This window comes from Citrobacter sp. CK185, from assembly GCF_030333565.1.
GTDB lineage: Bacteria > Pseudomonadota > Gammaproteobacteria > Enterobacterales > Enterobacteriaceae > Citrobacter_B > Citrobacter_B koseri.
This window is the reverse complement of sequence record NZ_JAOWFR010000022.1, coordinates 56,617-71,484: the sequence shown is the minus strand read 5'-3', so window position 1 is coordinate 71,484 and position 14,868 is coordinate 56,617. Positions and strand designations below refer to the sequence as shown.

At 53.7% G+C, this 14,868-nt stretch carries 15 protein-coding genes; 9 read left to right on the top strand and 6 right to left on the bottom strand.

What is annotated here, in order from left to right; genetic code table 11:
• Nucleotides 1-447: 447 nt before the first annotated feature.
• The gene (gene loiP, locus OGV79_RS06080) at nucleotides 448-1,206 is read right to left on the bottom strand and encodes a metalloprotease LoiP (protein WP_198448533.1); all 759 of its coding nucleotides are present in this window, start codon (nucleotides 1,204-1,206) and stop codon (nucleotides 448-450) included.
• A 277-nt stretch (nucleotides 1,207-1,483) separates the two neighbouring features.
• On the opposite strand from loiP, the gene tkt reads away from it, so the two are divergent.
• The 7 genes from tkt (at nucleotide 1,484) to OGV79_RS06045 (ending at nucleotide 9,165) form a co-directional block, all read left to right on the top strand.
• Nucleotides 1,484-3,475: a transketolase gene (tkt, locus tag OGV79_RS06075; protein ID WP_049010273.1), complete on the top strand. Its 1,992-nt coding sequence runs from the start codon at nucleotides 1,484-1,486 to the stop codon at nucleotides 3,473-3,475.
• Between the two features lie 313 nt (nucleotides 3,476-3,788).
• Nucleotides 3,789-4,229: a PTS mannitol transporter subunit IIA gene (gene cmtB, locus OGV79_RS06070; protein ID WP_012135048.1), complete on the top strand. Its 441-nt coding sequence runs from the start codon at nucleotides 3,789-3,791 to the stop codon at nucleotides 4,227-4,229.
• A 27-nt stretch (nucleotides 4,230-4,256) separates the two neighbouring features.
• Nucleotides 4,257-5,639, top strand: coding sequence for a PTS mannitol transporter subunit IIBC (locus tag OGV79_RS06065; protein ID WP_012135047.1), 1,383 nt, complete (start codon nucleotides 4,257-4,259; stop codon nucleotides 5,637-5,639).
• Nucleotides 5,640-5,663: 24 nt separating this feature from the next.
• A complete protein-coding gene (locus OGV79_RS06060; protein WP_286468158.1) occupies nucleotides 5,664-6,941 on the top strand; it encodes a zinc-binding dehydrogenase in 1,278 nt (425 codons plus the stop codon).
• Nucleotides 6,938-7,909 carry a class II fructose-bisphosphatase gene (gene glpX, locus OGV79_RS06055; protein WP_058668073.1) on the top strand — a complete coding sequence of 324 codons (972 nt, stop codon included), beginning with the start codon at nucleotides 6,938-6,940 and terminating at the stop codon, nucleotides 7,907-7,909. The genes OGV79_RS06060 and glpX overlap by 4 nt, the downstream gene beginning before the upstream one ends.
• 15 nt (nucleotides 7,910-7,924) lie before the next feature.
• A complete protein-coding gene (locus OGV79_RS06050; RefSeq protein ID WP_047461374.1) occupies nucleotides 7,925-8,434 on the top strand; it encodes an MltR family transcriptional regulator in 510 nt (169 codons plus the stop codon).
• A complete protein-coding gene (locus OGV79_RS06045) occupies nucleotides 8,431-9,165 on the top strand; it encodes a nucleoside/nucleotide kinase family protein (RefSeq protein ID WP_047461376.1) in 735 nt (244 codons plus the stop codon). Before OGV79_RS06050 ends, OGV79_RS06045 begins: the two co-directional genes overlap by 4 nt.
• Here OGV79_RS06045 and OGV79_RS06040 read toward each other — a convergent pair.
• From OGV79_RS06040 to OGV79_RS06020, 5 genes are read right to left on the bottom strand one after another with little or no spacing between them, the layout of a single operon-like run.
• Nucleotides 9,098-9,805, bottom strand: coding sequence for an ABC transporter ATP-binding protein (locus tag OGV79_RS06040; RefSeq protein WP_286450541.1), 708 nt, complete (start codon nucleotides 9,803-9,805; stop codon nucleotides 9,098-9,100). The genes OGV79_RS06045 and OGV79_RS06040 overlap by 68 nt on opposite strands.
• Nucleotides 9,799-10,476, bottom strand: a complete 678-nt coding sequence (locus OGV79_RS06035; RefSeq protein ID WP_058668070.1) for an energy-coupling factor ABC transporter ATP-binding protein — start codon at nucleotides 10,474-10,476, stop codon at nucleotides 9,799-9,801. Before OGV79_RS06035 ends, OGV79_RS06040 begins: the two co-directional genes overlap by 7 nt.
• The gene (locus OGV79_RS06030) at nucleotides 10,464-11,171 is read right to left on the bottom strand and encodes an energy-coupling factor transporter transmembrane component T (protein WP_012135040.1); all 708 of its coding nucleotides are present in this window, start codon (nucleotides 11,169-11,171) and stop codon (nucleotides 10,464-10,466) included. Before OGV79_RS06030 ends, OGV79_RS06035 begins: the two co-directional genes overlap by 13 nt.
• The gene (locus tag OGV79_RS06025) at nucleotides 11,171-11,749 is read right to left on the bottom strand and encodes an ECF transporter S component (protein ID WP_286468157.1); all 579 of its coding nucleotides are present in this window, start codon (nucleotides 11,747-11,749) and stop codon (nucleotides 11,171-11,173) included. Before OGV79_RS06025 ends, OGV79_RS06030 begins: the two co-directional genes overlap by 1 nt.
• A 25-nt stretch (nucleotides 11,750-11,774) precedes the next feature.
• Nucleotides 11,775-12,200, bottom strand: a complete 426-nt coding sequence (locus OGV79_RS06020; RefSeq protein WP_115625890.1) for a PPC domain-containing DNA-binding protein — start codon at nucleotides 12,198-12,200, stop codon at nucleotides 11,775-11,777.
• Between the two features lie 374 nt (nucleotides 12,201-12,574).
• On the opposite strand from OGV79_RS06020, the gene epd reads away from it, so the two are divergent.
• On the top strand, nucleotides 12,575-13,594 hold the full coding sequence (epd, locus tag OGV79_RS06015; protein WP_012135037.1) for an erythrose-4-phosphate dehydrogenase: 1,020 nt from the start codon (nucleotides 12,575-12,577) through the stop codon (nucleotides 13,592-13,594).
• Nucleotides 13,595-13,675: 81 nt separating this feature from the next.
• On the top strand, nucleotides 13,676-14,839 hold the full coding sequence (gene pgk, locus OGV79_RS06010) for a phosphoglycerate kinase (protein ID WP_024130932.1): 1,164 nt from the start codon (nucleotides 13,676-13,678) through the stop codon (nucleotides 14,837-14,839).
• Nucleotides 14,840-14,868: the final 29 nt, after the last annotated feature.

Here is a 14,868-nt window from a genome sequence, read left to right as displayed (position 1 = left end):
CCGGCAGGCCGTCCCCTCCGCCCGCGTCCTTGCGGGCGGACCCGGTCAGCCGTCAACGTCTCATCGATTTTCAGCCGGAACAGGGGCATTGCTGCAATGCTCTGATTTTCAGCCGCACCGGTTTTGCTGTTAAAAAAAAACCGTGGAAATGGTCAGGTGTGGGCGGGTCCGGCTGAAAATTGCCGACGTGTTTCCGTAAGGCCGGAGGAACCCGCATGGATGCGGGTTCAGGGCGCGTTTTGCAGGGACGCTACCTCGCGCCCGCCCGGTAGCCTGGAGGAATAAGCGGAGGGTATTGCGAAGCAACAATTTTCCCGCCGGGAGCCAGGATTGTTAAGGAGGCGGCGACGAGCCTCCTTAACACGTTCGCAAATGCTATGGTTTCAGGCAGGTAACGAACATAAGGCGAACGGAACAGCTAACAAGAGCTACATGTTGCTCTCGTTTTTATTTAATACCGTCTGCCGCCATTCGGTCGCGAATATGCTGGGCACGTTCGGCGGAGGCCGGGTGATCGTCAAACATGGAGCTTTGACGTCCCGCTTCCAGTTTCGCCAGTTTCTCAAAGCTGGTTGCCAGACCGGCCGGACTGATGCCGCGTTTGCGCAACAACTCATAGGAGTAATCATCCGCTTCGGACTCCTGGCGCTGGGAGAACTGTGAGTTCACCAGTTTCTCGCCAAGATCGCCCAACTGCGACTGCGACAGACTGCCGACAATACCGCCAGCGGAAGCGGCTGCGGCGCGAACCGCGTTAGTCCCCAGCGCAACCTGCATCCCTTTCTTCACATGGCCGAGCGCAACGTGTCCCATTTCGTGGCCGATGACCGCCTCCACTTCGTTATCGGTCATGATGTCCATCAGGCCGCTATAGACGCGGATACAGCCGTTCGCCATTGCAAACGCGTTAACGTCTTTCGCCACATAGACTTTGTAATTCACCGGCTGGCCGTTGATATTGTCGCCGAGCGCAGAGGCGATTTTGGTCAGTCGCTTCGCGTATTCGCTGCTGGCCGGGGCGATCGTCGCCTTGCTGTCCATTTCCGTACATGCCTGGTCGCTGAGCGCTTTTACTTGCTCATCACTAAGGCTGTAAGCCTGAAAAGCGCCTGCACCTGAAGCGAGCAGTCCATTGGAGTCCATATTCTGGCAACCGGTCAGAACCGTCGCCATGCTCATAGCAAGCAGTAAAGCGCGAATTTTCATGTTTTCTCTTCCGCACGAAATCAGGATTGTTCTAAAAGTGCGCCTTGTGTCGATGAACCAGCGCCACGCTAAGTATAAAGAAAAGAACGACAAGGGGGTGAGCAGATTGCGCAACATGCGAACACGATCCGGAGATTTCTGAAGCGGCGAAAGGATGCTCCATGTACATGGCTCGCGGCTTGGGTTACATTGTTGGCACTTTTTTCCGGCGTAGCCCAAAACGCGCTGTCGTCAAGTCGTTAAGGGCATGGCCTTCATCATCCGATCTGGAGTCAAAATGTCCTCACGTAAAGAGCTTGCCAATGCTATTCGTGCGCTGAGCATGGACGCAGTACAGAAAGCCAAATCCGGTCACCCGGGTGCCCCTATGGGTATGGCTGACATTGCCGAAGTCCTGTGGCGTGATTTCCTGAACCACAACCCGCAGAACCCTTCCTGGGCTGACCGTGACCGCTTCGTGCTGTCTAACGGCCACGGCTCCATGCTGATCTACAGCCTGCTGCACCTCACCGGCTATGACCTGCCGATGTCTGAGCTGCAAAACTTCCGTCAGCTGCACTCCAAAACGCCGGGCCACCCGGAAGTGGGTTACACCGCAGGTGTTGAAACCACCACCGGCCCGCTGGGCCAGGGGATTGCGAACGCGGTCGGTATGGCGATTGCGGAAAAAACACTGGCGGCGCAGTTCAACCGTCCAGGCCACGATATCGTGGATCACTTCACCTATGCCTTCATGGGCGATGGCTGCATGATGGAAGGTATTTCCCATGAAGTCTGCTCTCTGGCAGGAACGCTGAAGCTGGGCAAACTGATCGCGTTCTACGATGACAACGGTATCTCTATCGATGGCCACGTTGAAGGCTGGTTCACTGATGACACCGCTAAACGTTTCGAAGCCTACGGCTGGCACGTTGTGCGCGGTATCGACGGTCACGATGCTGAAGCGATTAAACGCGCGGTTGAAGAAGCGCGCGCCGTTACTGACAAACCGTCCCTGCTGATGTGCAAAACCATCATCGGTTTCGGTTCCCCGAACAAAGCGGGTACGCACGACTCTCACGGCGCGCCGCTGGGCGATGCTGAAATCGCACTGACCCGCGAACAGCTGGGCTGGAAATACGCGCCGTTCGAAATCCCGTCTGAAATCTATGCGCAGTGGGATGCGAAAGAAGCCGGTCAGGCAAAAGAAGCGGTCTGGAATGAGAAATTCGCCGCCTATGCAAAAGCCTTCCCGCAGGAAGCCGCTGAATTTACCCGTCGTATGAAAGGCGAAATGCCGTCTGACTTCGACGCGAAAGCGAATGAATTTATCGCTAAGTTGCAGGCTAACCCGGCGAAAATCGCCAGCCGTAAAGCGTCTCAGAATGCGATTGAAGCGTTTGGGCCGCTGCTGCCTGAGTTCCTCGGCGGTTCCGCTGACCTGGCGCCAAGCAACCTGACCCTGTGGTCGGGTTCTAAAGCCATCAACGAAGATGCTGCGGGTAACTACATCCATTACGGCGTGCGCGAGTTCGGTATGACCGCCATCGCTAATGGCATCTCCCTGCACGGTGGTTTCCTGCCGTACACCTCTACCTTCCTGATGTTCGTGGAATATGCCCGTAACGCGGTGCGTATGGCTGCGCTGATGAAACAGCGCCAGGTGATGGTCTACACCCACGACTCCATCGGTCTGGGCGAAGATGGCCCGACTCACCAGCCGGTAGAGCAGGTGGCTTCTCTGCGCGTAACGCCGAACATGAGCACCTGGCGTCCGTGTGACCAGGTTGAATCCGCAGTGGCGTGGAAATACGGCGTTGAGCGTCAGGACGGCCCGACCGCGCTGATCCTCTCCCGTCAGAATCTGGCGCAGCAGGAACGTACCGAAGAGCAGCTGGCGAACATCGCACGCGGTGGTTATGTGCTGAAAGATTGCGCCGGTCAGCCGGAACTGATCTTCATCGCAACCGGTTCTGAAGTTGAGCTGGCCGTTGCCGCATGGGACAAACTGTCTGCCGAAGGCGTGAAAGCGCGCGTGGTCTCCATGCCGTCTACCGACGCGTTCGACAAGCAGGATGCCGCTTACCGTGAAGCCGTACTGCCGAAAGCGGTTTCCGCTCGCGTGGCAGTAGAAGCGGGTATCGCTGACTACTGGTTCAAATACGTGGGCCTGAATGGCGCTATCGTCGGCATGACCACCTTCGGTGAGTCTGCGCCTGCTGAGCTGCTGTTCGAAGAGTTCGGCTTTACCGTTGATAACGTTGTCGCGAAAGCAAAAGAACTGCTGTAATCACGATACAACTCCGAACGGGTCGCTCAGGCGGCCCGTTTTTTATAAAGGAATTATAAATAATTTCGTTCAGACAAGTGGCTATATATGATCTAATTCACATATTTGATATTTAGTGATTTGATGTAATTGTGATAAATAGCACATAAATGCAGTTGCTTTTTATTTTTATGTTTTTAACTATCTGTTTTTATTGAGTTCTAAAAAAACACTTTCTCCTTCTTCGCATTTTTCCCCTCGATTGATTTCGCTTTGCCGCGCGAGTATTTTGTTTTTAACGATAAGCAGTACCCTATATAAATAAGGATAATTTATGCGGCTGATTGATTATTTCCCTGAATCGTCAATAGCAATAAAAAATGCAGCGACTGACTGGCGCGAAGCAATTGATTTTTCCATGTCCTCTCTGCTTTCTCATGATTATGTTAACTCACGGTATATTCAGGCCATTAAAGAGTCCACATTAACCAATGGACCTTATTATATTCTGGCGCCAGGCGTCGCAATGCCGCATGCGCGCCCTGAATGTGGTGCTTTAAAAACGGGGATGTCGTTAACACTCCTCCGGCAAGAAGTGAAGTTTACAAAAGATGATCCGATCAAACTATTAATCGGTTTATCCGCCGCAGATGCGGACTCTCACATTGGCGCTATTCAGGCGTTAAGTGAATTATTATGTGAAGATGAAATTCTTACTGAGTTGTTAACAGCGACATCTGAAAAACAGCTAGCGGATATTATTGCTCGCGCATAATTAATTTCTCCTCTACAGGATATTATTATGGAACACAAGTCTGCTCGTGCAAAGGTCCAGGCTTTTGGGGGCTTTTTGACTGCAATGGTCATTCCCAATATCGGCGCATTTATTGCCTGGGGGTTTATTACTGCCTTATTTATTCCAACCGGTTGGCTACCGAATGAACATTTCGCCAAAATAGTTGGCCCTATGATCACCTATTTGCTGCCAGTAATGATCGGTTCTACTGGCGGCCATCTGGTGGGTGGGAAACGAGGCGCGGTGATGGGGGGAATTGGTACGATTGGCGTCATTATCGGCGCGGATATTCCTATGTTCCTCGGCTCAATGATCATGGGGCCACTTGGTGGACTGGTGATTAAACATATCGACCGACTGCTGGACAAGCGTATTCCCGCTGGCTTTGAGATGGTGATTAATAACTTCTCTCTGGGTATTGCCGGGATGCTCCTGTGCCTGCTGGGGTTTGAGGTGATTGGCCCGGCAGTGCTCATCGCGAATAATTTTGTGAAAGAGTGTATTGAATCGCTGGTGCATGCCGGTTATCTGCCGCTGCTGTCGCTTATTAACGAACCCGCGAAAATTCTCTTTCTGAATAACGCGATTGATCAGGGCGTCTATTACCCGTTGGGGATGCAACAGGCGTCGGAGACGGGGAAATCGATTTTCTTCATGGTGGCCTCTAACCCTGGCCCGGGATTAGGGCTGCTGCTGGGCTTTACCTTCTTTGGCCGTGGTATGAGCAAAAAATCCGCGCCGGGAGCGATGATCATCCACTTCCTGGGGGGGATTCACGAGCTGTACTTCCCGTATGTATTGATGAAACCGTTAACGCTGATTGCGATGATCGCTGGCGGGATGACGGGAACCTGGGTATTTAATCTGTTAGGCGGCGGACTGGTTGCAGGCCCAAGTCCGGGTTCGATTTTCGCGTACCTTGCGCTGACGCCGAAAGGATCTTTCCTGGCTACGATCGCGGGTGTAACGGCGGGAACGCTGGTGACCTTCATCGTGACTTCGATCATCCTGAAAATGGAAAAGAGCGTTGAAACGGAGAATGAAGAAGACCATTTCGCAGAGTCTGCGAAAGCCGTGAAAGCAATGAAACAGGAAGGCGCATTTTCTTATAAGAATATTAAACGTATCGCTTTTGTCTGCGATGCCGGAATGGGTTCCAGCGCGATGGGGGCAACGACATTCCGTAAGCGTCTGGAGAAAGCCGGTCTGGTGATTGCGGTGGCTCATCATGCTATCGAAAATGTTCCTGATGACGCCGATATTATCGTGACGCATGCCAGCCTTGAGGGCCGCGTTAAGCGTGTGAGTAATAAGCCCACGGTGTTAATTAAAAATTACATCGGTGACCCACTGCTGGATGAATTATTTAAAAAACTCATCGCGGATTAGCATCATCAATTTTTCGGAGTAACTATGAAGACCAAAGTAGCTGCTATTTATGGTAAGCAGGATGTTCGCATCCGCGAGTTTGAATTGCCTGAAATTACAGATAATGAACTGTTAGTGAGTGTAATATCAGACAGCGTGTGTTTATCGACATGGAAAGCCGCCACGTTAGGTAGCGAGCATAAACGTGTGCCTGATGACTTAGATAATCACCCGGTTATTACTGGTCATGAGTGCGCAGGTATTATTGTTGAGGTGGGGAAAAACCTGACCGATAAATATAAAAAGGGACAACGTTTTGTGTTGCAACCGGCGATGGGGTTGCCCAGCGGATATTCAGCGGGATATAGCTATGAATATTTTGGCGGCAATGCGACGTATATGATTATTCCTGAGCTGGCGATTAACCTCGGCTGTGTTTTACCGTATCACGGCTCTTATTTCGCGGCGGCGTCACTGGCAGAACCCATGTGCTGTATTATCGGCGCATACAATGCGAACTACCACACGACGCCTTATGTTTATGAGCACCGTATGGGGGTGAAACCCGGCGGTAATATTGCGCTTCTGGCGTGTGCCGGGCCGATGGGGATCGGCGCCATTGATTATGCCATCAACGGTGGTATCCAGCCTTCGCGAGTGGTGGTGGTCGATATTGATGAAGCCCGTCTGTCACAAGCGAAAAAACTGCTGCCGGTCGAGCTGGCGGCGGCGAAGGGGATTGAGCTTGTTTATGTGAATACCTGCGGCATGGAAAACCCGACGGCAAAACTGCGTGCGCTAACGGAAGATGCGGGTTTCGATGACGTTTTCGTTTACGCCGCCGTCCCGGCGGTGGTGGAAATGGCCGATACACTGCTGGCTGAAGACGGTTGTCTGAACTTTTTCGCGGGCCCAACGGATAAAGATTTTAAGGTTCCGTTTAACTTCTACAACGTGCATTACAACAGTACCCATGTTGTGGGAACGTCCGGCGGTTCGACTGATGACATGAAAGAGGCCATTGCGTTGAGCGCCACAGGGCAACTACAGCCTTCATTTATGGTAACGCACATTGGCGGGCTGGATGCCGTCCCGGAAACGGTGCTTAACCTGCCCAATATTCCGGGCGGGAAAAAACTCATTTATAACGGTGTGACCATGCCGCTGACCGCTATCGCCGATTTTGCCGAAAAAGGAAAAACCGACCCGTTATTCAAAGCGCTGGCGCGTCTGGTTGAAGAGACGCACGGCATCTGGAATGAAAACGCGGAGAGATATTTGCTGGCGCAGTTTGGCGTAGATATTGGGGAGGCGGCGGCATGATGTCTCTGGCGTGGCCGCTTTTTCGGATTACGGAACAGGCAGCGCTTGCTGCCTGGCCGCAAACCGGATGCGGCGATAAAAACAAAATCGATGGACTGGCGGTGACAGCCATGCGTCAGTCATTAAATGAAGTCGCCATGCGGGGCAAAATTGTTATCGGCGAAGGCGAAATCGACCATGCACCGATGTTGTATATCGGTGAAGAGGTCGGAACCGGGACAGGGCCGAGCGTGGATATCGCCGTCGACCCGATTGAGGGAACGCGCATGGTGGCGATGGGGCAGAATAATGCGTTGTCCGTGATGGCGCTGGCGCCGCAGGGGAGCCTGCTGCATGCGCCTGACATGTATATGCGCAAACTGGTGGTTAACCGTCAGGCGAAAGGGGCGATTAACCTCGCGTTATCGCTGGAAGAGAACCTGAGTAATATTGCCGCTGCGCTGAATAAGCCGCTCACGTCGTTGCGTATGGCGACGCTGGATAAACCGCGCCATCAGGCGGTTATTCAGCAGGCCGCGCAGCTTGGCGTCAAGGTGTTTGCCTTGCCGGATGGCGATGTCGCCGCCAGCGTATTAACCTGCCAGCAACATCATCCGTTCGATGTGATGTACGCTATTGGCGGCGCGCCGGAAGGGGTGATATCAGCCTGCGCCGTGAAGGCGCTTGATGGTGATATGCAGGCTGAGTTGATTGACTTTTGTCAGGCGAAAGGTGAAACGGCGGAACACCGATTGATCGCGAACGATGAGTTACGCCGCTGTAAGCAAATGGGGGTAGCGGTGAACCGGGTTTATACGCTGGATGAACTCGTGGGAAGCCAGGATATTCTGTTTTCAGCAACGGGCGTAACGGGAGGCGATCTGTTACATGGCGTGCAGAAAACGGAAAATGGCGTCAGTACGCAAACATTACTGATCGGCGGCATCGATCGAACGTGTAATATAATAGACTCTCTGCATTGCTGGTGATTTATCGAGAAACGCATGACGACGTTGACAGAAGATGATGTACTTGAGCAACTGGACGCTCAGGATAATTTACTTTCGTTTATGGCAACCGCAAATGACATCCTGTTGCAGGCCATCAAAAATTTTCTGCCGTCATTATTCGTCAATAACGATGAAGAAATCGTCGAATATGCAGTGAAGCCGTTACTGGCTCAAAGCGGCCCGCTTGATGACATTGATGTGGCAATACGTTTGATTTATGCGTTGGGAAAAATGGATAAATGGCTGTATGCCGATGTGATTCACTTTTCTCAGTTTTATCAGTATTTACGTGAACAGCGTGAAATCCCCCGTTTTTCTGATGATATCACCTGGGATTTTATGAGTAACGTCAATAGCATAACGACGAATGCTACACTCTACAATTCGTTGAAATCAATGAAGTTTGCAGATTTCGCCATCTATTCAGAAATACGTTTTGTCACCATGATCAAAACCGGGCTGGCTTTAGCGGTAACGACGATATTAAGGGAATTAACACCGTGAAAATATCGCTCCAGATTAATGGGCTGATGACCGACGCCTGGTATGATGACGATGAAGTAGAAAATGTCCATAAACCGCTGTTACGGCATCTGGCAACATTAAACGCGAAAACACCTGAGCGCCGCACCGTTATTTTTCTGAGCGCCCCGCCAGGAACAGGAAAGTCAACGCTCACCACCTTCTGGGAATATCTGTCGCGTAACGATCCAGAATTACCGACGATCCAGACGCTGCCGATGGATGGCTTCCATCATTATAATCGCTGGCTGGATGAGCATGAACTGCGCGCCGCTAAAGGTGCTCCTGAAACCTTTAACGTTGAAAAACTGGCGAGTAATTTACGTCAGCTCCATGAGCAGAATGCAACCTGGCCTCAATATGATCGCCAGTTGCATGACCCTGTCGAAAATGCCATTCAGGTGACGGCGCCTGTCGTTATTATTGAAGGAAACTGGCTGTTGTATAACGCGCCGTCCTGGCGCGAGCTACGGCAGTATTGCGATTATTCACTGTTTATCCGTGCGCCTGCCGATGTGCTGCGCGGCCGTTTAATCGCACGTAAACAGGCAGGAGGACTGAGCGAAGAGCAGGCGCAGATATTTTTTGACCGTACCGACGGGCCTAACGTTTGTCGGGTGCTGGAAAACAGCTTACCTGCGAGTCTTACGTTAGAGATGACGGCAAAGGGTGAGTATCGTCTTGCACAGGCGTTGCCTGACGAGCCTCAGTAATGGCTCCGTTATGCAGACGAACCACCCTGGAAAAATGGCGCTGCGTAAAAGCGGCGTCATGACTGATCGCCACCACGCTGGTTCCCCGTTGTCGGCAAACCGCGAGCCAGTTTTCAAAGATTGCCAGCCAGTGGGCGTCAAAATCCCGGCTGGGTTCATCAAGCATCAGAATTGCTGGTCTCATGACGTCAAGACTGGCAACGGCGACCATACGGCGTTGCGCCGTATGAAGATCTAACGGATGCATATCCGCGACCTCTTCCAGAGCGCATAATTTCAGCGCCGTAGCGGTGCGTTGCGCAATTTCGGTCGGCGGCAACTTTTGTAGCCGCAAGCCAAAAGCGACCTCTTCGGCGACATTACTGTGAAAAAGCTGGTTTTCCGCTTCCTGAAACAGCACGCCGAGAATCTGCGCGCGTTCGCGGTTTTTGCGTTGCGCAATCGGCGTTCCCTGAAGCAGCACGTCGCCGGATGACGGAGTGAGTAAGCCAGCCATGATGCGCAGAAGCGTCGATTTCCCCGCGCCGTTATCACCGGTCAGCGCCAGCCATTCCCCTGCGTTCAGCGTCAGTGAGATATCGTGAAGGCAGGGAGTAGCGGCGCCCGGCCAGCGAAAAGTCACCTGTTCTAGCGTCAGCATCGTAAAGATAATCCTTCGTTGTGCAACTGCCATGTGCGATCGCAATAGGCGAGAAAGGGGGCGGGGTCACGCTCAAAAAGAATGATTAACGCCTGTTGCGTATGCGCCCAGTCCTGTAAACGCGTCAGCAGCAGCGCCGTGGCTTGAGCTGTTAAACGGCTGAACGCTTCATCAAGAATCAACAGTTTCGGCTGCATAGCGAGTGCACTGGCAATCACCACTCGCTGAGTTTCCCCGCCGGAGAGCGTACCCGGGTGGCGATGACGCAATGGCTGGCATTCCGTCAGCGAGAGCGCGGCATCAACGCGGCGCAGGATCTCCGCCTCGCTGAGCGCAAGGTTTTCCGGGCCGAACGCGATCTCTTCCTCCACGCTGAAGGTACAGCCGGAAAGTTGCAGCCAGGGCGACTGCTGGACAAGCTGGATGGTTTGCGCGTGTTCCGCCAGGGAGCGCTGCCCTATGGGCGTGCATAACAGTTCGCCTTTGCCGTCGATCGTGCCGGGAAGAAAATCGGGAAACCAGCCCGCCATTAACTGCGCCAGCGTACTTTTTCCGCTGCCGTTATTGCCAAAAATCGCCACGATACCGGGCGTGTCGTAATGAAAATCGAAGCACAGCGGGGCGCGCGTCGCATGTGTCGGGTGATAACGGAACTGCTCTAGCGTAACCATATCCACACTCCGGTTTCGACCAGCATCGCCAGTATCATGCTGTAGCGTGCGACCCGTTGCCGGGCGCTGTCCTCCGGCGCCCACAATGTGGTGCGACGGCGATGTAAACGAAACGCCCGCATATCCAATGCCGCGCCGCGAACCGCCAGATCGTTGAGCGCATTGTGCGTTAACGGAACGATAAGCGCAGGCATGGCGCGAAGTCGCTGATACCAACGTTCGTCCAGCGGCACGCCGCGGGCGCGCTGGGCTTCATGAATGATCGACAACTGGCGTTTTAGCTGTTCGACAACCAGCAGTGGGCCGGCAAACAGGTAGGCGATGCCCGGCGGCAGGCGTGAGGCGAACAGGGCGCGAATAAACTGGCGAACCGGCACGTACTGCATCCACAACTGTGAGGTGGAGACTATCGCCAGAATCCGTAGCCAGAGCGTGACGGCGTGTTGCCAGCGTTGCGGATCGCGCGGCTGGCCGCTGATCCACTCGGTCAGCCAGCCTCCGTGTACCAGCCACAGGCCGAATCCCAGAGAAAACATCAGCCACGCGACATATTTCGCCCGCGGGCGCGTGGCGCTTATCCCCAGTAAACAGAGAAACGTCGCCGCGCTGTACAGCGTGAGCGCCATGCCGGCAGGAAGCAGCAGCGTGGTGCAGGCGGCCAGCGCCCAGAGCGTTAACGAGGTAAAAGGGTGCATTAGCGCACGGGCGACATCGTTGGGAAATGGCGCGTGGTGCGTAATGGCAACTGGCGCAACAGCACCCAGACGATAATCGCGGTCAGGATTTTATCGACCAGATTCGCCCCCAGGACGGTAATCGCAACGGACTCCACCAGGTTCTGACCGACAGAGTGCATCCAGGCGACAAACAGGTCGGCGCCGCTTCCGGTCACACCGCCAAACAGCGTGGTTCGCAGCGGCACGGCGACAACTGTGACCGCCAGCGTAATCACCACGCCGCTGGCCACCACTTTTGGCAGGGTGCGAAACCATCCGGCACGCGCCAGCCAACCGGCGACCAGACCAATCACCATCGCGACCGGCGCAAAGGCGGCGGCGATGGGATCGGTTAATAATCCCCAGAGTACGTTGGTGAGCAACCCGGTTAACATGCCGACAATCGGGCCGAGCAGGACGGCGCTGATCAACGTCCCGATGGAGTCGAGGAAAACCGGTAACTTCAACATGCTGATGAGCTGTCCGCCGATCATATTGATGGCGATAGCAATCACGATCAAAGCCAGGGACTGGCTGGAAAACTGGCGATGCGCCATAGAAAACCTCTTACTGAGTGAAACGTTAACGGGGTGAGATAACCAGTTCTTCATAACCGGAAACAGCGCAGGGCTGGCGGCTAAACGCCAGCGCGTTAAGCTCTCCGATGACTAGCTCAAGCGTGGTGCGAACGGTACAGCCTGCCATCATATGGCCGCCCAGCATTGCGCCTTTTGGGTCGGAAACAGAGAGATGAAGGTGTTCGCCAGTGAGTTCCAGCGTGCCGTTCAGGGAGATGACCTCATACGTTCCGGTGAGCAGGGTGGTTTCCTCTTGCCCGGCGAATCGCAGCGCGACGTCAGTCAGGCTGCCGGTACACCCGGCTATCCACGCGGCGCGCAGTTGGTGCTGTTGGACGAACGCGTGTAGTTGTGAAAAAACTTCCTGGCAGGGAAGCAGGCGCAGCGCATAAAAGCGTGCGGCAGATGAGGGAACTGGCGGCATTGTCATGGTTTGGGGACTCCGAGACTCGGACGTAGCGCTGATAATATAGACGCTGGCTCACGTACTTCCTGATATAAATCAGGATTTGTGACGCGGCAACGAAAAGATATTGCTACGCTTATTCGCCATTCTGGAATATGGAATAAATCGGGCGCTGAAGGGGGCGAAAGTGTGATGCAGGTCAGATAACTGGCTTCTTTGACTGGACAATCATTCCTTTTATTCCTCGTTTCGCTTATTCTAGCTGAAGCGTTTCAGTCGATTAAATGTTCGACAAATAATCAATCAGTCGCAGTTTGCGACAGGTAAGGTTTTCCTCGACGATTTGCTGGATTACTCTGTCAGCCTCATCTGAATCGGGATAGCCTTGCAGGAGACCTATGACCGTACGCGTAGCGATTAATGGCTTTGGTCGCATCGGGCGTAACGTGGTTCGTGCTTTGTATGAATCAGGACGCCGGGCGGAAATCAGCGTGGTGGCAATCAACGAACTTGCGGATGCCGCGGGCATGGCGCATTTGTTGAAATATGACACCAGCCATGGACGTTTTGCATGGGATGTTCGCCAGGAGCGCGAGCAGCTCATCGTCGGCGACGACACGATTCGCATTTTGCACGAGCGAACGCTGGATGCGCTGCCCTGGCGCGAACTGAGTATTGATGTCGTGCTGGATTGCACGGGCGTGTACGGTAATCGTGAACACGGCGAGGCGCATCTTGCCGCTGGCGCGAAAAAAGTGCTCTTTTCACATCCCGGCAGCCACGATCTTGACGCCACCGTCGTGTTTGGCGTGAACCAGGAGCAATTGCGTGCGGAACACCGCATCGTATCGAATGCGTCCTGTACCACGAATTGCATCATCCCCGTCATTAAATTGTTAGATGATGCATACGGCATTGAGTCGGGAACCGTCACGACGATCCACTCCGCCATGCACGATCAGCAGGTGATCGACGCGTACCATTCCGATCTGCGACGCACCCGCGCCGCCAGCCAGTCGATTATTCCGGTTGATACCAAACTGGCGGCGGGCATTACGCGAATTTTCCCGCAGTTCAACGACCGTTTTGAGGCGATTGCGGTACGCGTACCGACCATAAATGTGACGGCGATCGACTTAAGCGTGACGGTGAAAAAGCCGGTAAAAGCCAATGAAGTCAACCAGTTGCTGCAAAAAGCAGCACATGGGGCATTTCATGGTATAGTTGACTATACGGAATTGCCGTTGGTCTCGATAGATTTCAACCACGACCCGCATAGCGCCATCGTTGATGGCACCCAGACACGGGTCAGTGGCGCCCACCTGATCAAGACATTGGTCTGGTGCGATAATGAATGGGGCTTTGCTAACCGAATGCTCGACACGACGTTAGCGATGGCCGCAGTTGGTTTCAAGTAGGACATTCCATGCGCAAAATCCTTCAAAAGGATGAAGCGCATGACGTCTGCAAAACTTTATGAATCAATGAGAGGATTCACCATGTCTGTAATTAAGATGACCGATCTGGATCTTGCTGGTAAACGTGTTTTTATCCGTGCGGATCTGAACGTTCCAGTTAAAGAAGGGAAAGTAACCAGCGACGCGCGTATTCGCGCTTCCCTGCCGACCATCGAACTGGCCCTGAAACAGGGTGCGAAAGTGATGGTTACTTCCCACCTGGGTCGTCCTACCGAAGGCGAGTACAACGAAGAATTCTCTCTGCTGCCGGTTGTTAACTACCTGAAAGACAAACTGTCCAATCCGGTTCGCCTGGTAAAAGATTACCTGGACGGCGTTGAAGTGGCTGCTGGTGAACTGGTGGTTCTGGAAAACGTTCGCTTTAACAAAGGCGAGAAGAAAGACGACGAAGCCCTGTCTAAGAAATACGCTGCGCTGTGCGACGTATTCGTGATGGACGCTTTCGGTACTGCGCACCGCGCTCAGGCTTCTACCCACGGTATCGGTAAATTCGCCGACGTCGCTTGCGCAGGTCCGCTGCTGGCGGCAGAACTGGATGCGCTGGGTAAAGCGCTGAAAGAACCGGCTCGCCCGATGGTGGCTATCGTTGGCGGTTCTAAAGTGTCTACCAAACTGACCGTTCTGGACTCCCTGTCCAAAATCGCTGACCAGCTGATCGTTGGCGGCGGCATCGCGAACACCTTCGTTGCCGCTCAGGGCCACAATGTGGGCAAATCCCTGTACGAAGCTGACCTGGTTGACGAAGCGAAACGCCTGCTGACCACCTGTGATATCCCGGTTCCAACTGACGTACGCGTAGCAACCGAGTTCTCCGAAACCGCTACCGCGACCCTGAAATCTGTTAACGATATCAAAGACGACGAGCAGATTCTGGACCTGGGCGATACCTCCGCTGAGAAACTGGCTGACATCCTGAAGAATGCGAAAACCATTCTGTGGAACGGCCCGGTTGGCGTGTTCGAATTCCCGAACTTCCGTAAAGGCACCGAAATTGTTGCCAACGCGATCGCAGACAGCGAAGCGTTCTCCATCGCAGGCGGCGGCGACACTCTGGCGGCAATCGACCTGTTCGGCATTGCTGACAAAATCTCCTACATCTCCACTGGCGGCGGCGCATTCCTCGAATTCGTGGAAGGCAAAGTGCTGCCAGCAGTAGCAATGCTCGAAGAGCGCGCTAAGAAGTAATCGTTACGGGCAGGGATTCCTGCCCGTTG